The sequence below is a fragment of the Haemophilus sp. UMB1048 genome (genome assembly GCF_030218125.1).
In the GTDB taxonomy this organism is placed as follows: Bacteria; Pseudomonadota; Gammaproteobacteria; order Enterobacterales; family Pasteurellaceae; genus Haemophilus_D.
The window spans coordinates 61,911-80,503 of the sequence record NZ_JASOPB010000001.1; the positions used below are offsets into that span (position 1 = coordinate 61,911).

17 protein-coding genes are annotated in these 18,593 nt (G+C 40.1%); 10 read left to right on the forward strand and 7 right to left on the reverse strand.

Translation table 11 applies throughout. From position 1 onward, the window contains the following. Positions 1 to 304: 304 nt before the first annotated feature. The 5 genes from crp to coaBC all read right to left on the reverse strand — a co-directional run bounded on the left by crp (position 305) and on the right by coaBC (position 3,618). A complete protein-coding gene (gene crp / locus QP437_RS00325) occupies positions 305 to 973 on the reverse strand; it encodes a cAMP-activated global transcriptional regulator CRP (protein ID WP_049369445.1) in 669 nt (222 codons plus the stop codon). 16 nt (positions 974 to 989) lie between these two features. After that, entirely contained in the window at positions 990 to 1,208 is a 219-nt protein-coding gene (locus QP437_RS00330) for a YheU family protein (RefSeq protein ID WP_197562667.1), read from the reverse strand. Between the two features lie 21 nt (positions 1,209 to 1,229). After that, entirely contained in the window at positions 1,230 to 1,883 is a 654-nt protein-coding gene (slmA, locus tag QP437_RS00335) for a nucleoid occlusion factor SlmA (RefSeq protein WP_005698358.1), read from the reverse strand. Positions 1,884 to 1,886: 3 nt separating this feature from the next. Beyond that, on the reverse strand, positions 1,887 to 2,342 hold the full coding sequence (gene dut / locus QP437_RS00340; protein WP_005698440.1) for a dUTP diphosphatase: 456 nt from the start codon (positions 2,340 to 2,342) through the stop codon (positions 1,887 to 1,889). A 73-nt stretch (positions 2,343 to 2,415) separates the two neighbouring features. Continuing rightward, the gene (gene coaBC, locus QP437_RS00345) at positions 2,416 to 3,618 is read right to left on the reverse strand and encodes a bifunctional phosphopantothenoylcysteine decarboxylase/phosphopantothenate--cysteine ligase CoaBC (protein WP_197562668.1); all 1,203 of its coding nucleotides are present in this window, start codon (positions 3,616 to 3,618) and stop codon (positions 2,416 to 2,418) included. A 201-nt stretch (positions 3,619 to 3,819) separates the two neighbouring features. Between coaBC and radC the strand changes: the two genes are divergently transcribed. The 4 genes from radC (at position 3,820) to mutM (ending at position 6,010) form a co-directional block, all read left to right on the forward strand. Further along, on the forward strand, positions 3,820 to 4,485 hold the full coding sequence (gene radC, locus QP437_RS00350; RefSeq protein WP_049376101.1) for a DNA repair protein RadC: 666 nt from the start codon (positions 3,820 to 3,822) through the stop codon (positions 4,483 to 4,485). 218 nt (positions 4,486 to 4,703) lie between these two features. After that, the gene (gene rpmB, locus QP437_RS00355; RefSeq protein WP_005599762.1) at positions 4,704 to 4,940 is read left to right on the forward strand and encodes a 50S ribosomal protein L28; all 237 of its coding nucleotides are present in this window, start codon (positions 4,704 to 4,706) and stop codon (positions 4,938 to 4,940) included. 11 nt (positions 4,941 to 4,951) lie between these two features. Further along, entirely contained in the window at positions 4,952 to 5,122 is a 171-nt protein-coding gene (gene rpmG, locus QP437_RS00360; RefSeq protein ID WP_005613503.1) for a 50S ribosomal protein L33, read from the forward strand. Positions 5,123 to 5,194: 72 nt separating this feature from the next. Then, positions 5,195 to 6,010, forward strand: a complete 816-nt coding sequence (mutM, locus tag QP437_RS00365) for a DNA-formamidopyrimidine glycosylase (protein ID WP_285266565.1) — start codon at positions 5,195 to 5,197, stop codon at positions 6,008 to 6,010. A gap of 21 nt (positions 6,011 to 6,031) precedes the next feature. Here mutM and QP437_RS00370 read toward each other — a convergent pair whose 3' ends face one another. Next, a complete protein-coding gene (locus QP437_RS00370; RefSeq protein ID WP_285266566.1) occupies positions 6,032 to 6,751 on the reverse strand; it encodes a DUF554 domain-containing protein in 720 nt (239 codons plus the stop codon). 113 nt (positions 6,752 to 6,864) lie between these two features. Beyond that, positions 6,865 to 11,598, reverse strand: a complete 4,734-nt coding sequence (locus QP437_RS00375; RefSeq protein WP_285266567.1) for a YadA-like family protein — start codon at positions 11,596 to 11,598, stop codon at positions 6,865 to 6,867. 519 nt (positions 11,599 to 12,117) lie between these two features. Between QP437_RS00375 and nrfA the strand changes: the two genes are divergently transcribed. The 6 genes from nrfA (at position 12,118) to QP437_RS00405 (ending at position 18,593) form a co-directional block, all read left to right on the forward strand. After that, positions 12,118 to 13,641, forward strand: a complete 1,524-nt coding sequence (nrfA, locus tag QP437_RS00380; protein ID WP_285266568.1) for an ammonia-forming nitrite reductase cytochrome c552 subunit — start codon at positions 12,118 to 12,120, stop codon at positions 13,639 to 13,641. 72 nt (positions 13,642 to 13,713) lie between these two features. Continuing rightward, positions 13,714 to 14,379, forward strand: a complete 666-nt coding sequence (nrfB, locus tag QP437_RS00385; protein ID WP_014064034.1) for a cytochrome c nitrite reductase pentaheme subunit — start codon at positions 13,714 to 13,716, stop codon at positions 14,377 to 14,379. Beyond that, positions 14,379 to 15,056, forward strand: a complete 678-nt coding sequence (gene nrfC, locus QP437_RS00390; protein ID WP_065243863.1) for a cytochrome c nitrite reductase Fe-S protein — start codon at positions 14,379 to 14,381, stop codon at positions 15,054 to 15,056. Before nrfB ends, nrfC begins: the two co-directional genes overlap by 1 nt. After that, positions 15,053 to 16,018 carry a cytochrome c nitrite reductase subunit NrfD gene (nrfD, locus tag QP437_RS00395; RefSeq protein WP_014064036.1) on the forward strand — a complete coding sequence of 322 codons (966 nt, stop codon included), beginning with the start codon at positions 15,053 to 15,055 and terminating at the stop codon, positions 16,016 to 16,018. Before nrfC ends, nrfD begins: the two co-directional genes overlap by 4 nt. A gap of 147 nt (positions 16,019 to 16,165) precedes the next feature. Next, complete coding sequence (gene nrfE, locus QP437_RS00400; RefSeq protein WP_285266569.1) at positions 16,166 to 18,070, forward strand: heme lyase NrfEFG subunit NrfE; 1,905 nt, start codon at positions 16,166 to 16,168, stop codon at positions 18,068 to 18,070. Continuing rightward, the gene (locus QP437_RS00405; RefSeq protein ID WP_285266570.1) at positions 18,063 to 18,593 is read left to right on the forward strand and encodes a DsbE family thiol:disulfide interchange protein; all 531 of its coding nucleotides are present in this window, start codon (positions 18,063 to 18,065) and stop codon (positions 18,591 to 18,593) included. The genes nrfE and QP437_RS00405 overlap by 8 nt, the downstream gene beginning before the upstream one ends.

The window sequence follows — 18,593 nt, forward strand, 5'->3', positions numbered from 1 at the left end:
GGATTTCTACCTAGCCCACCATAGATTTAAAGCATCTCTGGGGTTCCAGTCTGCGATATAAAATTAAAAGATTAAGAATCTTTTAAAAGCCACTTATATATTCAGGAGACCAATCCTGACTTCCAAAGAAACTACATTGGAAGGCAGTGGTATGATAGAAGTCTTCCGCTATTTTGTCAATTAAGATATTGCACTAAAAGAAGTATTTTTTCGTTTTTCGTATAAAAATTAACAAAGGCATTTCAACTATCACATCAATGTAACAAAAACAAAATAACCGTCTTATTAAAGACGGTTATTTTTACTATCGAGTGCCGTAAACCACAATGGTTTTACCGTGCGCATGAATTAGATTTTGATCTTCCAGCATCTTAATTATTCGCCCTACGGTTTCACGTGAACAGCCCACCATTTGACCAATTTCCTGACGAGTAATTTTAATCTGCATGCCATCCGGATGAGTCATGGCTTCAGGTTGTTTTGCTAGATGCATAAGCGCCTGAGCAATACGCCCCGCCACATCCAAAAAGGCCAGGTTAGTCACTTGTCGAGATGTATTTTGCAAGCGTTTTGATAACTGAGAAGTAAGGAACATTAAAATCTCAGGATTAATTTGGATAAGCTGACGATATTTTTTATAAGAAATTTCTGCAATTTCACAAGGGGTTTTCGTTTTTACCCAAGCAGAACGTTTCGAACCTTCGTCAAATAAACCCGCTTCACCAAAAAATTGTCCAGCACCTAAATAAGATAAAATCATCTCTTTGCCTTCATCATCTTTCGATGAAACCATCACCGTTCCTTTAATTAAGAAATATAAAATATTGGCATCTTCCCCTGCGTGGATTAAGGTCGATTTTGCCGGATATTTATGTAAATGACAGTGGGTTAGGAACCAATCCAGAGCAGGATCACGTTGCTGATCATCGTCCTGGGGCTTTTGTTCTTCTAATAATTCTACATTTTCTGACATATAAGCTCCTATTGATTTATTTTAGAAATTCCATTTTATCTTTTATATCAATGGATTCATGTAACTCTGACCAAACAATCACTGCACTTTCATTGTGAATCTTGTTTAGTAGGTGTTGTTTTTTTTGTTCTAAAGAAAATTCGTGTGAACCATAATCGGTGCCTTCTCTAAGCACCACACTTTCCACAATATTTTCTAAGGTTTCTGTTGGCAATTCTTGCCACGGAATAATCATATATTTATCAACTAAAGTCAATTAAGCAAAAAGCGGTTCTAGAAAACGCCATTGCTGTTCAAAACTTTGATTTGCACCTAAACGGAAGTTTGTGCGGACATAACGCATAAACTGCCCTTCACAAAGCGTCACTAAATGCCCTGCAATAATACGTTCATCAACATTAAAACCACGCCCTTCGCGTAATTTTCGCATTTGTAAAATATTCACAAATTGCATTTCAAGACGATCGAAAAATTGCGCGACACGAGCCTGCAAAAGTGGCTCCTCAAACATCAAAGCATGTCCGGTTAAAATACGTGTTAACCCTGGGTTTTTACGCGCAAAGTCGAGGATCATCTGCATAATGTCACGTACACGATTCATCGTATTGGTTTCATTACGAATTGATGTGGTGATACGGCTAAATAAATTCGCTTCGATATTATCGATCAACGCTTCAAACATTTTGGTTTTACTTGGGAAGTAACGATAAAGCGCCGCCTCTGACACACCCACTTCTTCCGCCAAACGCGCTGTTGTCATACGCTCCATTCCGCGTTCAGAATGTAGCATATGCGTAAGCACCGTCAACACTTGTTGACGACGTTCTTTTACCGTGCGTTTTTCGATTTTTGGCGGTTTAATTTCCGCGGCAATCTCATCAACTTCTACGAGAGATAATTGTTCTACCATAGTTTATTTTTTACCTGAATGACCAAAACCGCCCTCACCACGTTCAGTTTCGGTAAATTCGCTGACAATATTGAATTCCGCTTGTACTACTGGCACAAAGACTAATTGCGCAATACGATCACCAACTTCAATTTTGAACGGTTCATGACCACGATTCCATACCGATACCATTAATGGACCTTGGTAATCTGAATCAATTAAGCCCACTAAGTTACCTAATACGATACCGTGTTTATGGCCTAAACCAGAACGAGGCAGAATCACTGCTGCAAGGTTCGGATCGGCAATATAAATTGAAAGGCCTGTTGGAATAAGTTTGGTTTCGCCTGGTTGAATTTCGATGCCCTCTTCAAGCAATGCACGTAAATCCAAACCTGCTGAACCTTCAGTTGCATAGGTTGGTAAAGGAAATTCGTTGCCAATACGGCTATCTAAAATTTTTACATCAATTTTTTTCATGCTTATTTATCCTTTAAAAGAAATCTGTCATACAAAAGTGCGGTCACAAAATCCAACGAATTTTGAATGTATTTTATTTGTGATAATGCTCAACAATTTCAGTGACCAACACTTCTGCCAATTTATTTTTATCAGCTAACGGCAACGTTTTTTCACCTGTTTTCCAAAAGATCTGCAAAGCATTTTGGTCTTGTCCGAATACTTGCCCACCCGATACATCATTGGCACAAATCATATCTAAATTTTTGCGTTGAAGTTTGCTCTTCGCATATTCAGCGACATTTTGCGTTTCAGCTGCAAAGCCCACAACAAATGGACGATCTTTTTCTAAACTTGCCACACTTGCGATAATGTCTGGATTTTTCACCAATTTAAGAGAAAGCTCATCGTTATCATTGGTTTTCTTAATTTTTTGATCAGCGGCTTCCTCAACTCTATAATCAGCCACCGCGGCACAGCCAATAAAGATGCTATTTTTGACCGCACTTTCAAGGGAGGCTTGCCACATTTCATGGGCGGTTGTCACATCAATACGATGAACATTTTTCGGTGTAGCCAGATTAACAGGCCCCGCAATTAAGGTAACATTTGCCCCACGTTTTGCAAAAGCCTCGGCAATTGCAAAGCCCATTTTACCTGAGCTGTGATTAGAAATATAACGAACAGGATCGATAGCTTCACGCGTCGGACCAGCTGTAATAGTGATACTTAAATCAGCTAAATCTTGTTGAACAGCAAAAAGTGATTGAAGCGACTCAAAAATTTCAGCCGGCTCAGACATTCTGCCCGCGCCCACATCGCCACAAGCCTGAAAACCGCTATTTGGCCCAACAAAATGAACACCTCGCGCAGAAAGGGCGGTCAAATTTTGTTGTGTAATCGCCTGGCGGTACATTTGCTGATTCATAGCCGGTGCGAGCAAAATAGGTGCACTTGTCGCGAGACAAATCGTACTGAGTAAATCATTTGCCATTCCAACGGTTAAACGCGCAATAAAATCGGCACTGGCTGGCGCAATCACAATCGCATCAGCCCATTTGGCCAGCTCAATATGTCCCATGGCTAATTCAGCTTGTGGATCAAGTAAAGATTGAGAAACCGCATTACCCGAAATGGCTTGTAGCGTTAAAGGTGTGACAAATTCAGCGGCAGCTGGTGTTAAAGCTACTCGAACTTCTGCGTTAGATTTGCGTAATAAACGAATAAACTCAATGGTTTTATAGGCGGCAATGCCTCCTGTAATCCCGACAACAATACGCTTTCCGCTCAAGCTCATTTGCTACTCCGCTACGACTTAATAGAATGGATATGTTTTGTGTGTTAGTACTTAACAACTTAAGGTCGCCTATTTTACTTCAAATTTCTCCAATAAAAAATTTTATTTTTGCGATCTCGATTTCAAAAATAAAACTAGTTTCTCGCAAAGATTGAAAACATCCTGAAAATTGACCGCACTTTTTTCTTTTCATTAATTAATATGCAAACAAACTCTCCTTTAATGCCTCGTGAAAAATTGTTGAAATATGGCGTTGAAGCCCTAGAAGATCACGAATTACTCGCTATTTTTCTACGAACAGGGATTAAAGGTTGCCCTGTCATGGAATTATCACATAACGTGCTGCAACATTTTGGCTCTCTTCGAACCTTATTAAGCGCAGATAAAGAAGCCTTTTGCAAAGTAAAAGGATTAGGCATTACGCAGTTTATTCAACTGCAAGCCACCACAGAAATGACAAAGCGGTATCTGAAGCAAGAATTACTGATAGAGCATGTATTTAGCGACACATCTACGGTAAAGCTTTATCTTCAAGCGGAGCTTCACCACGAAGAACGTGAAATTTTTATGGTGTTATTTCTAGATAATCAACATCGTTTGATTAAAAAAGAGCGGTTATTTTTAGGTACAATTAATGTAACGAATGTTTATCCACGAGAAATCATCAAAGAAAGCCTTTACTGCAATGCAGCCGCCTTAATTTTGGCTCACAACCACCCTTCTGGCCTAGCAGAACCGAGCTATTCCGATAAAATGATCACACAAAAAATTATTGAAGCCGCTGAGTTAATGGATATTCGTATTTTGGATCATTTTATTGTCGGCAAAGGGACTTGTTATTCTTTTGCTGAACATAATCTGTTATAGTTTTAGAGAATTTGATGATTTTTTTATCATTCATTTCCATTTAAAGACGGAAAAATCGCTTTTGGACTTGAGAAATGAAAATAAAGTCAGTATAATTTGCGACCTTTAATATAGTAAGTGGGTCGGATACTGCGACCTGACGAGGAAGCAAGCTTAGTTTTAAGCTTCATTATCCGAACCATAAGCTCGAGCTTATATTTAAATTATTGGAGATTATTATGTCTAGAGTTTGTCAAGTAACAGGCAAGCGTCCAGCTGTGGGTAACAACCGCTCACACGCGTTGAATGCGACACGTCGTCGTTTTCTTCCAAACCTTCACACTCACCGTTTCTGGGTTGAAAGTGAAAACCGTTTCGTGACCTTACGTTTAACTGCGAAAGGTATGCGTATTATCGATAAAAAAGGCATTGATGCAGTGTTAGCTGAAATCCGTGCTCGTGGCGAAAAAATCTAAGGAGCTAAAACATGGCAGCTAAAGGCGCTCGTGAGAAAATCCGTTTAGTTTCTACTGCAGAGACCGGTCACTTCTACACAACTGATAAAAACAAACGTAATATGCCTGAAAAAATGGAAATCAAAAAATTTGATCCAGTAGTGCGTAAACACGTTATCTATAAAGAAGCAAAAATCAAATAATTTTGCTGATTTGAAAAAAGCCCGACATTGTTCGGGTTTTTTTATACCACAAATTCATTACCGAGATTATCTATGCCTGAACTTCCTGAAGTCGAAACAGCCCTGCGTGGTGTCAGCCCCTATTTGAAAGGTTTTACCATTGAAAAAATTGTAGTGCGCCAACCACAATTACGCTGGGTTGTCTCTCCTGAATTAACAACGCTCAAAAACGTCAAAATTTTAGATACTTCTCGTCGTGCGAAATACCTCATTATTCATACTGAAAAAGGTTATATCATTGGCCATTTAGGCATGTCTGGCTCTGTTCGAATTGTGCCGCATGATAGTTCTATTGATAAACACGATCACCTTGATATTGTAATGAATAATGGCAAATTACTGCGTTATAACGACCCGAGACGCTTCGGTGCATGGTTATGGACGGAAAGCTTAGGTGACTTTCATCTTTTCCTAAAACTTGGTCCTGAACCGCTTTCAGATGAATTTAACGCCGAATACCTTTTTAAAAAATCACGCAAGAAATCGACCGCACTTAAAACCTTTTTAATGGATAATGCTGTCGTCGTGGGCGTAGGAAATATTTATGCCAATGAAACACTCTTTTTATGTGGTTTACACCCAATGAAATTAGCCGAAAACCTCACACGAAACCAATGTGCCTTACTCGTTGAAACGATTAAAAACGTATTAGCGAAAGCCATTACACAAGGTGGTACAACATTAAAAGATTTCTTACAGCCCGATGGTCGCCCTGGTTATTTTGCTCAGGAATTGTTAGTGTACGGAAACAAAGATAAACCTTGTCCAAAATGTGGCACTAAGATTGAAAGCATGATTATTGGGCAACGCAATAGCTTTTATTGCCCTCATTGTCAGAAAAAGAAATAGGCGTTATACACGCCTATTTTTTTAGAAAAAGGAACTCCAGAAATGAGAAATTGGCATAGCGAGGAAAAGAGCAGGCAGCATATTCGCTACATGGAATATTTGGATATTACAAATGCGAAAGCCCGCAGCTATCATTAGCATACCGCCTACCGCAGCAAAATCACCTCGCATTTCAGGTGTCACGAAAGGAATAATAAACACCGCAGAATAAGCTAAAATCACTTGAACCAATGTTTGTGGCACAAAAATACTTGCTACAGAAATGCCGAGTGATGTGGCAAAGATCATCGCGGTGAAAAAATCTAAAAAGGATTTCACAATGAGGATATCAAAATTACCACTCATCCCCTCATTCATCGCCCCGAAAATCCCCGTTCCACTAAATGAAAACAAAACCACAATCGCAACAAATTTAGATAAGAACTCTTCTTGGCTATTCATGCTACTTGGCTTATCAGGGAACATTTTTTCAACAAGGCCTTTGGCTGATGATGCCAGTTTATTGATCCCCTGTTCCAATAAAAGCAACTCGCCAATTATCGTCCCTAATAACACCGATAAAATCATTGCCGGCATATTGGTAGTTTTCGCCACCATCACAATACCCATACCCATGGAACACAAACCAAAGATTAAGGTTAAATTAGTACGTAAACGCTCTGGAATGCGCCCACCGAGCACCGCACCGATAACTGCACCACTGATAATCGCTAGTGCGTTGATATAAGGTCCGATAATCATATTCTTCTCCGAGTTGACTCACCCTATTATACGAAAAACGCGATGAAAATCGACCGCACTTTTAACAATAAAAAAGGCATGGTTTCCCATGCCTTTTATTTATTAACAATAAATTACCAGTGGTAACCTGCACCAACTGCTACACCCACTTTACCTTGTGTATCGCTAGTACCAGCTAAACGAATAATGATTTTACCGTTATCTGAAATACGTGACATACCTAATGCCACCGCATTTTGACCTTGGTAATTACCCGCTGCCACAGATACCATGCTCTTACCTGGAATGTAAGCTTGTGGTAATTGAGACGCCGCTAACGCGCTTGCTGTACCCGCATTGACACGTTTACCTAACTTGTTCACTTGACCATTTAACTTATTGATCTTGTTGTTCATGTCAGCTTTTACTTCGTGTAATTGGCTGCCGTTTACCGCATCAGTACTGTCTGCTGCAATACGTCCTGGCGCAACATTGGTAATTTGTTTATTACCTGCATCAATACCATTTTTAGTCATACTTGGACCATTTTTAATGGTTACGCCATTACCATCAATCACAGTATCGCCCGCAGTGAATTTATTCGCAGTTACGCTTTCCACTTTAAGGTTTTTCTTGATACCTACACGAACATTACCGCTCTTATCAATGTTGGTCATCACATTATCGCCACCATCAAACTCACTCCAGTTTGTGTTGCTATCTGCGCCTTTCACATTGATTTGGCTATTTAATTTCGCACCGTAAACATCGCCTACGTTTGCGCCAAATTTTAAGCCATCGCTTAATGTTGCGATAGTTTCACCACCAAAGTTCATACGATTTGGTGTTTTACCATCAAGATTTGGTGCTGCATCTTTACCACTTACTACTGTAATTGGCGTTGAATTATCGCCTTCACCAAGATTAATTGTAGTGGTATTAACCGTTTTGGCATTCACAGCTCCGGCTTCTAAATCTTTCGTAGTAGAGATAGTGAAATTCATGCCATCTTGCTTAATTTTGATATTTTGTCCTGCTATATAAGTCACGGTATTACCTGGGCTTACCTTTTGAACAGTTTCACCTTCAGCTTCACCACCGTCTTTATTCACAGTGACATTCCAACCAGAATTATTGATTGCATTTGCAACTGTGGTTGCATTCACCAATTTAGAGCCATCTACAGGTGTATCAATTTTTCCTGTTGTATTAGGTGTTAAATTAGTGGTCGCTACAGCTTTATAAAGTTGGCTACCGTTTATCGCATCTTTGCTATTGGCATCAACAGCGCCATCTGCAACATTAGTGACTTTGTTTCCACCTGCATTCACGCCAGTATTAGAGATTGATACAGTTTTATTTGGATCTTTAACTGAACCATCTGCATTCAAGTTATCCGCTTTATTAACTGCAACACCTGCTGGAGTGATTTTTGTTACATTACCTGCAGCATCTTTAAATTCAGCACTATTTAACCCTTTTAAGTCTTTAGCTAACTGAACTTCTAATGTATCAGCACCATCTGCTTTAACATTAATATTACCTGCTGCTGATTTAAAGTCTTTTGAGGCTGCTTCATCAATACCTTCACCTTTAATTTTCACTAAGGTATTCAGTTTATGTTTGTTTACCGTACTTTCATTATTACCTGTAAACTTCAAGCCATCATTTAAAGTAGCAACACTTTCACCGTTTACATTTAAACGAGGTTTCTTAGTTGCATCGTCACCATCTACACCAGCAGGTCCCTCTGCGTTCTTAATCGTAAGTGGGTTTGCACCATCTTTACCCGGTAGACCGATTGAGCCATCTTTATTAACTGATACATCACCCGCTTTTAAGCCATCTTTTGTTAAAGCAACATCATCACCAACTTTTACACCATCGTTATTTAAAACGGTATCGCCAGCTGTTACGCTATCAACTTTGATGTTTTTGTTTAACGTTACCTCAACTTGGCTTCCGCTTGCTTTAGTCGTGATATTTTTGTCACCAATAATTGCAACTTCTTCACCAAGTTTTTTCTCATCTGTTGCACCGCTATCACCAGTAAAAGTTAAACCTTTGTTAGTGACAGTATCGTGAGCATCAACACCTTTTTTGATATCGTCTTTCGTCTTATCTGACAAATCAATATCATAATTGGTAACAGTTGTATCGCCATCTAAAGCTGGTGTACCTTTTGTTACTGTTAATGCATCAGAACCGCTTGTCACACTCGCTGATGTATCAACGGCATCAATTGTATAAATACTTTCACCATTAGGGCCTGTAGTTTCATTAACTTTCGTGTTCTTACCTGCTTCCACTTTAGTTTTAGCGGCATTAACGGCTTTGTTTAATTGTGAAACATTTACAGCATCAGTATCATCGGTACCAGCAGCTACACCTGTGATTTTATTGCCAGCGGCATTAATACCTGCTTTAGTTACGCTTGGACCACCTTCAATAGTTAAACCTTCGTTATTAATGGTTGTATCGCCAGCTTTTACGCTATCAACTTTGATATCCTTTGCTAATTTAATTTCTAACTTATCATTGCCATTTGCTACTACACCGATGTTACCATCAGAAAGTTTAGCCACATCAGTTACACCACCAACTACTTTAACAGTTTCACCTAATTTACGTGTTACATTATCACCAGTGTCACCCGCAAAGGTTAATGGCATGTTACGCACTTTATTAATTGCGCTAGTCACATCACCTGCAGTTGCAATATTATTTGGATTGTCCGCTTTTGCATTACCTGTGGTATCATCAGTAGTGATAGTTGTTGTATTCACATCAAATTTCACAATAGTGCCATTTTCAGCATCAGTTACATTTACTGTGGTTAAATTACCATCTTTAAAGTTCACAAAACCATTGTTATTGATACGTGATTTAGAAGTACCATTTTGTTGTACGTTAAAGCCACTATAAGTTAATACGGTATAAAGCTGTGAACCGTTAATTGCATCAGTAGAGTCTGCAGTAACACGACCTGCACCAACATTTTGAATTTGACGTTCAAAACCTTCTTTACCAACTGAAACAGCACCAAGCGAATTATTAGCTAGACCTGCTTTAAACTGTTTATTTTCACTCACGCCATTATCATTTTTGAAAGCGGCTTCATGGGCGGTTCCACCGAAAACATTGCCACCTGCAACACTATCTTTACCTAGTGCAACTGAATTTTGCACCGTTGCATTAGCTGATGAACCAATCGCTACACCATCAGCTGCCGAGCCAGCTGCGCCCTTACCGATAGCAATAGATGCTTGTTCTGAAGCATTAGCATTATTACCTATTGCGATACCATAAATGCCACTAACATTTGCATTTGCCCCCGTAGCAACGCCTGCATAAGCAGAAGAGGCAGTATGGCCAATGGCTACACCTAACTCTTTAGCATCTGTATTAGAACCTAGTGCTGTCGAGTTAGTAACGGCTTTGGCATTAGTACCAACAGCCGTAGCATTACCACCATTTGCATGGCTTGAATAACCAATTGCCGTAGAGTTTGAATACTCACTATTAGCTTTGTGGCCTAATGAAACACCATTTTCTGCTGTTGTTTTAGCATCTGTACCAATCGCAACTGCATTTTTACCTCTATCAGATGCATTGGCATTTAAGCCCATAGTAATCGAGGCTTCTGTAATAGTGCTCGCATTTGGACCAATAGCAATCGCATTAACTCCAGATGCACCAGTATTATTCTGGTTACCTGTTACATTTGATTTAACCGAGAAATAATGAATTTTTTCAATTTCTGCCATCGCAGCATAAAGCTGAGAACCGTTAATTGCATCAGTTGAATTTGCGGAAATATCACCTGGTGATAAGTTGATGAGTTGACGTTCATAACCTTTTTTACCAATGGAAACAACGTCCCCTGCGATAGTATTTGCACCACCAGCCCAAGTATAGGTTGTCCCTAAAATAGTACGAGTAGTATAGGCAACCCCTGCTTTATCCGTCGCAGAACCACCACCAATCGCAACAGAGTTTGCAAACGATGCATTAGCCCCAGTACCAACAGCGACAGCATTCGTTTTTTGAGCTGCAGCCAATGAACCTAATGCTAATGAAAGATCCCCAGATTTTGTTTTTGTTCCTAATGATACAGCAGCCTCACCAGCAATCGTATTCATCCAACGGGGACTTTGAAGATCCCCTCCAGTTAAATCTTTAAATGCTTGTTGAACCGTTCCCGTTTTATCTTGGCCATTAGTATTGATATAAGTCGTTTGTGTAGCCGCTGCTTTATCAGTATCATCCCCACCAATCGCAACCGATGCATTACCATAAGAAACAACATTACCGCCAATCGCAATTGATTGATCGCCTCGAGCCCATGCGCCTTCAGTAATAGAACCACCATATATCTCCGCTTTATCAGCTCTAATGCCAGCTCCAATAGCAATAGACTGGTTTACTCGTACAACAGAAGTGCTATCGCCAACTTGAGCATTTTGACCGATGAGAATATTACGACTACCCGCTGTTCCACCATAATTTCCTGTGCCATCACCAATCAGCACACTATTGTCATAACGACCATTTACGCCATAACCAATAGCGGTAGTACTTCCACCGCTTGCTGATGTGGCACTGTTCCCAACCGCAATACTAAAAGGATGTACATTTGTAGGCGCATTGCTTCCATCCCCCACAATCACTTGCGCTTGCGCCGGCATCATCACTGCAGATAAAGAAAGTGCAAATGCAGAAAGTTTAAAAAGAGAAGATAAACGTGTTTCGCTTGTTACACGTTGTTCGGAGTTTGAAGAAGCTTTTACGGCTCCTTTCGCTAATTCTGATGTCACGACAAAAGATTGTGTCGTTTTGTTCCAAATAATCTTAAATACTTTGTTCATAAAAAAGTTCTCCCAAGTTAAATAGATTTAGGTATTCATCACATCCCAACAAACAATAGAACAAGCTGGGTAAAAATAAGGTTCTGGGAGTATAGCTGACTCATCTATAAGATCAAGAAAATGATCGCTTTTTATACCATTTTTCACAAAAAATTTACATTTTCTATACAAGGTATCGTTTGCGTAAAAAGAATCGTCATTAAAATTAGACTAAAGTCAGTAATAATGAGCATGGAATCGTCTTTATATAAGTCAAAAACAATGTAAAAGTTGACCGCACTTTTTTCGCTTAATATGCAATTCACCTACCACTTCCCTAATCCTTTTATACCACTTTAGGAGTATTTTAATTTTAAAGTTTGATCAACCTCAAACTTTTGGAAGATAACCTTAGAAAAACTACTACTTTTTGGTATCTTATGCTTGCACTGAACTATTTTTATGAGTGAATTCAAAAGCTTAATAGGAATTGTTTGCATTTAAAATTGTTTTTTATTCTTTCCTAATGGAGTGATTATCGTGAACGCATTGAGAAAAAGCCTTGTTTTGGCCACTTCTTTCGCAGCTTTAGGTGTGTATAACTCAGCGATGGCTGAAATGGTGTACAAGCCTGTTGAACAACCTGTGGAAGCACCAAACCCTAATTTAAAAATCGAAGCAGTGAATGAAAAATTTGCTGAGAAATATCCTAGCCAATTCAATTCGTGGAAAGCGACTGAAAAAGGCGACAAAATCATCTATGCTAATGAACAAGATCCTCGTTTAATCGTGTTATGGGGGGGCTATTCTTTCGCAAAAGAATATAACGCACCTCGTGGTCACGTTTATGCAGTAGAAGATGTACGTAATATTTTACGTACTGGTGCGCCCAAAAATGCAAATGATGGCCCTCAACCAATGGCATGTTGGACTTGTAAAGGTCCAGACGTTCCTCGTTTAATTGCAGAATGGGGTGAAGATGGTTACTTTGGTGCAAAATGGGCTAAAGGTGGACCTGAAGTGGTCAACTCAATCGGTTGTGCAGACTGTCACGATACTACATCAAAAGACTTTGCCGAAGGCAAACCAGCATTACGTATTGCTCGTCCACACGTTCTTCGTGCATTAGATCACTTAAATAATGCACTTCAAGCGAAAGCAAAAGCTGAAGGCAAAGAACAACCTAACTTAAGCTTTAACACTGCTGCACGTACAGAACAACGTGCTGAAGTTTGTGCTAACTGTCACGTTGAGTACTACTTCGCAGGTGATTTAAAACAAGTAACCTTCCCTTGGGATAACGGTCAAACTGTTGATGACATCGAAAAATACTACGATGATATCGGCTTCAGTGACTGGACTCACTCTCTTTCTAAAGCACCAATGTTAAAAGCTCAACACCCTGACTTTGAAATTTGGTCTTTAGGTATGCATGGTAAAAACGGCGTAACTTGTATCGACTGTCACATGCCTAAAGTACAAGGTAAAGACGGTAAAGTTTACACCGATCACCAAATCCAAAACCCATTTGATGCATTTGATACCACATGTGCAAACTGTCACGATCAAAGCAAAGAAAAACTTAAAGACATCGTCGCTTCACGTAAAAAAGAAGTGAAAGATGTAATGGGTCGTTTAGAAGATCAAGTTGTTCGTGCTCACTTTGAAGCGAAAGCGGCATGGGATGCAGGTGCAACTAAAGAAGAAATGGAACCTGCTTTAATGGATATCCGTCACGCTCAATGGCGTTGGGACTACTCTGCAGCAAGCCACGGTGGTCACATGCACGCACCTGATGTAATGCTTCGCGTATTAGGTTCTGGTATCGATAAAGCTGCGGATGCACGTGCTAAACTTGCAGCAATCTTAACTAAACATGGCGTGAAAACTCCGGTTGAAGTACCAGATATTTCTACAGCTGATAAAGCATGGAAAGTAATGGGTATCGATATCGAGAAAGAACGTCAAGCGAAAAAAGAATTCTTAGAAACTGTTGTACCTCAATGGGTAAAAGAAGCGAAAGCCAATGGCAAATTAGCTGAAGATACCGCAACAAAACAATAAAAAAAGAACCGCACTTTGTAACTAAAGTGTCGAAGTGCGGTCATTTTTAACCATATATTTGAGGTAATCAGAATGAATTTAACTTCTTTAATCAGCAAATCGGCAAAATCCCTTGCATTGCTTGCAATGCTTGCGGCAATGCCAATGGCTGCAAGTGCGGAAGAGATGGCAAAAACACCTGCCTCTCAACTCACTTATGAGCCACAATTGGATAACCAACGTGATCCAAACCAATATTGTGCGAAATGTCACAAATTTGACCAAGTTGATAAAAACCAAACTTTAGATCAATCTGGTGGTGAATTACACTTTGGTAAATTCCACGGCGCACACTTAAATCAAAAAAGCCCTAACACAGGTAAACCGATTAACTGTGTAAACTGTCACGGTAATATTTCGGAAGATCACCGTCGTGGTGCAAAAGATGTGATGCGTTTTGATGGCGATATCTTTGGTGATAAAAAACCAATGTACACAGCACAAGAACAAAACCAAGTTTGTTTTGCTTGTCACCAACCAGCAAAACTTCGTGAAAAACTTTGGGCGCACGATGTTCACGCAATGAAATTGCCTTGTGCAAGCTGCCACACATTACACCCGAAAGATGATGCGATGAAAGGTATTCAACCGAAAAATCGTGTGAAACTTTGTGTAGATTGCCACGGCGAACAACAAAAACGCAAAGCGGCAAAAGAAGCACAATCACAAACGCAATCAACCGAACAAAAGGATAAATAATGACAGCTTGTTCACGCCGAAACTTTGTTTCCGGCATGGGGGCATTAATCCTTATGACGGGGACATCAGTTACCTCTTTAGCGAAAGAGGAAAAGGCGGATAAACCGAAACGCTATGCAATGGTACACGACGAAACAGCTTGTATCGGCTGTACCGCTTGTATGGATGCTTGTCGTGAAACTAACCACGTTCCTAAAGGCGTTTCACGTTTGGAAATTCTCCGTAGCGAACCTTATGGCGAATTCCCAAATCAAGAATACGAGTTTTTCCGTCAATCTTGCCAACATTGTACAAACGCCCCTTGTGTGGCTGTTTGTCCAACCGGTGCATCATTTATTGATCCTGAAACAGGTATCGTTGATGTAACTAAAGATCTTTGCGTGGGTTGCCAATACTGTATCGCAGTTTGTCCTTATCGCGTACGTTTCATTCATCCAGAGCATCTTACTGCGGATAAATGTAACTTCTGTCGCGATACAAACTTAGCAGCTGGCAAACAACCTGCTTGTGTAGAAGCTTGTCCAACCAAAGCATTAACCTTTGGTGATATGAATGACCCAAGCAGCGAAGTGTCCCGCAAAGTGAAAGAAAAACCGGTTTATCGCACGAAAGTGGAATTAGGTACTCAACCAAATCTCTACCATATTCCATTCCAACACGGGGAGCCAAGAAGATGACATTAGATTATCCTGTTCCGTTTCACACACCTAATTTGGTGTGGGATTCAACAATCGCTATCTATTTGTTCTTACTTGGTATTTCTTCCGGTGCGGTACAATTAGCGATTGCTTATAAACGTAGTCACAAATTAGAAAATCCTAGCAAAAACTGGATTATCAGAGCAGCCGCCGTTTTAGGTTCTGTGCCAACATTAATTGGTTTAACCCTGTTAATTTTCCACTTGGCACGTCCTTGGACATTCTGGAAATTGATGTTTAACTATCAATTCAACTCTGTAATGTCTATGGGGGTAATGTTATTCCAAGTTTATATGCTGTTCTTGGTATGTTGGTGTGCAGTTATCTTCAAAGAAGATATCATGGCGCTCATCCAACGTTTTATGCCAAAACTTGGCTTTGTCGGTAAAATTATCAATGTATTAGAACGTTTAACTGGTCCTGTAGAGGTTATTCTCTTCATCTTAGCCGCTGTGCTAGGGGCTTATACCGGTTTCTTACTATCAGCATTGATCAGTTACCCAATGTTAAATAACCCTGTTCTACCAGCGTTATTCTTGGCTTCAGGTACCTCTTCTGGTATCGCTGCAACCTTCTTATTTATCCTAATTGCAGGTAAATTAAAAGGTGATAGCCATGAATCACACTTCATTCATAAATTTGAAGTGCCAATCATGGTAACTGAGCTTGGTTTATTAGTTTGTTTCTTCGTGGGTCTTTATTTTGGTGGTGGCCAAAAAGTGGTTGCCTTACAGAATGCATTATCTGGCTTCTGGGGTGCAGTCTTCTGGATTGGGGTATTCTTAATTGGTATCTTAATTCCACTACTTGCCAACCTTGCCGTAAAAGACAACTTAAAATACAACAAGAACTTTATTATCCTTGTGTCAATCTTCGACTTAATCGGGGTTCTCTGCTTACGTTACTTCATCTTGTATGCAGGACAACTTACCGTTGCGTAAGGATAAACTTCTTATTTAATCAAAAGGCGTATACAATACGCCTTTTGTTTATTTAAAAGACTAAAGTGCGGTTAATTTTACGTATGTTTTTCATGCTTAAAATTAACCTTATTTTGTCAAATACAACCATTAATACTGAAGAATACTATGCTCCCCGAATTCGGATTTCTCTCATTACTCTTTGCCACCACCGCGGCGCTCTTACTTTCCATCGTGCCGCAAATTGGTATTTGGCGAAATAAACCCTCTCTCACCAACACAGCTTGGGGATTAAGTTATTGCTTCGGTATTTTTACGAGCGTTTCAATCAGTATTCTTGCCTACTCTTTTGCAATGGATGACTTCACTTTGGAATACGTGGCAGCGCACTCCAATTCTCAACTACCAACATTTTTTAAAGTCGCCGCCACCTGGGGCGGACATGAAGGCTCCATTTTATTTTGGCTTTTCACATTAAGTCTTTGGTTAGTGGCTTTTGCCTTTTTCTCTCGCAAAAATGACCGCACTTTTTCTGCTCAAACCCTTTCTTTACTCGGCTTAATTTGTCTTGGGTTTGCTATTTTTATTTTGTTCTACTCTAATCCATTTGGACGTGCTTTTCCTGCCCCTTCGGAAGGGCGAGATCTCAACCCAATGCTGCAAGATATTGGCTTAATTTTCCATCCGCCACTGTTATATGTGGGTTATGTGGGCTTTGCCGTTAACTTTGCCATGTCCATTTCTGCCTTAATCTTTAATCGTTCTGCACAAGCGATCGCACGTGCTATGCGAGCTTGGGTGCTCGTTTCTTGGTTATTCTTAACCTTAGGGATAGTTCTCGGTGCCTGGTGGGCATATTACGAGTTAGGCTGGGGCGGCTGGTGGTTCTGGGACCCAGTAGAAAACGCCTCTCTTATGCCGTGGTTATTAGGTCTTGCGCTTTTACACAGCTTAATGGTGACTGAAAAACAAGGTGCTTTCAGCTATTGGACAACACTCTTTTCCCTACTCGCTTTTGCATTCAGTGTATTAGGCACATTTATTGTCCGTTCAGGTGCATTAACCTCTGTTCATGCTTTTGCTTTAGATAGCTCCCGTGGTTATGTGCTATTACTGATTTTCTTCTTATTGACTGTCGGCTCACTCAGTTTATTTGCCCTACGCACAAATACCAATGAAAGTGCGGTCAAATTTCCGCTTATTTCTAAAACCGGGGCAATTTTAGGCTTAAATATCGTATTGACCGTTGCCACCGTCAGCACCTTCTTAGGCACCTTCTATCCGATGCTTTTCCAAGCCATGAGTTGGGGCAGTATTTCCGTGGGCGCGCCTTACTTTAATAGCATTTTCTTACCATTGCTCACTTTAGTGCTTTTTGCTATGGCTGGCACACTTTGCTTAGGCTGGTTTAAAGCCAATAAAAAACGCTTTTTCAAACGCTTGTTATTAATTATTCCAGCTGCAGTGATTGCTTATGGCATGATTTGGAATGCGCTGCAAAATGATGGTGCGTTACGTTTCCATTTCTTCGCTTATGTATTACTCACCCTCGCGATTTGGGTATTATTCGTCACCTTATGGCAAAATTGGGTAAAAGTAAGACTTGCTTATTTCGGGATGATTCTTGCACACTGCGGCGTGGCTATTGCCACAATGGGTGCAGTGATGAGTAGTTACTTTGGCAGTGAGTTAGGTGTTAGACTTGCGCCACAACAAAGCCAACAATTAGGTCAATTTGAATTCCACTACGATCGTTTTTCCAATGAAATTGGACCAAACTTTACCGCCGAAGTCGCTTTCTTTAGCCTGTCAGAACAAGGCAAACCTTACGCAGAAATTGTACCGGAACGCCGCTATTATGATGTTCGAACCATGACCATGAGTGAAGTAGGGTTAGATGCAGGCTTTTGGGGCGATTTATACATTGTTATGGGCGATAACTTAGGCAAAGGCGAGTTCACATTCCGCTTACATTACAAACCAATTATTCGCTGGTTATGGCTCGGGGGCATTTTAATGGCACTTGGCGCATTATGTTCAGCCATCAATTTGAAGAGAAAACGTGATGAATAAAAAGTTTATTTTGTTTTTACCGCTTATTTTGTTATTGAGTATTTGCTTACTGCTTTTTGTTGGTTTACACAAAGATCCAAAACAAATTGCCTCTGCACTCATTGATAAGCCTGTGCCGGAATTCTATCAAGCGAATTTGCTTGAACCGAGTCAAATTGTCAGCCCGAGAGATTTTCCAAAGAAACCTTTTCTACTTAATGTGTGGGGAAGTTGGTGTGGCTATTGCCAACAGGAACACCCTCTTTTGATGGAAATTTCAAAAGAAGTGCCCATTGTGGGAATCGATTATCGTGACAAACCTCAAAATGGCATTGCGATGCTAGAGCACATGGGCAATCCATTTATACTCACTATTGACGATAGCCGTGGTGAATTTGCGATGCAATTGGGCGTAGATGGAGCCCCAGAAACCTATGTTGTCGATGAGCACGGCATGATCCGTTATCGTCATTCTGGCTATATGGATCGCGAAACATGGCTCACTGAGATCAAACCAAAACTTGATGAATTAACTAAAAAGTAA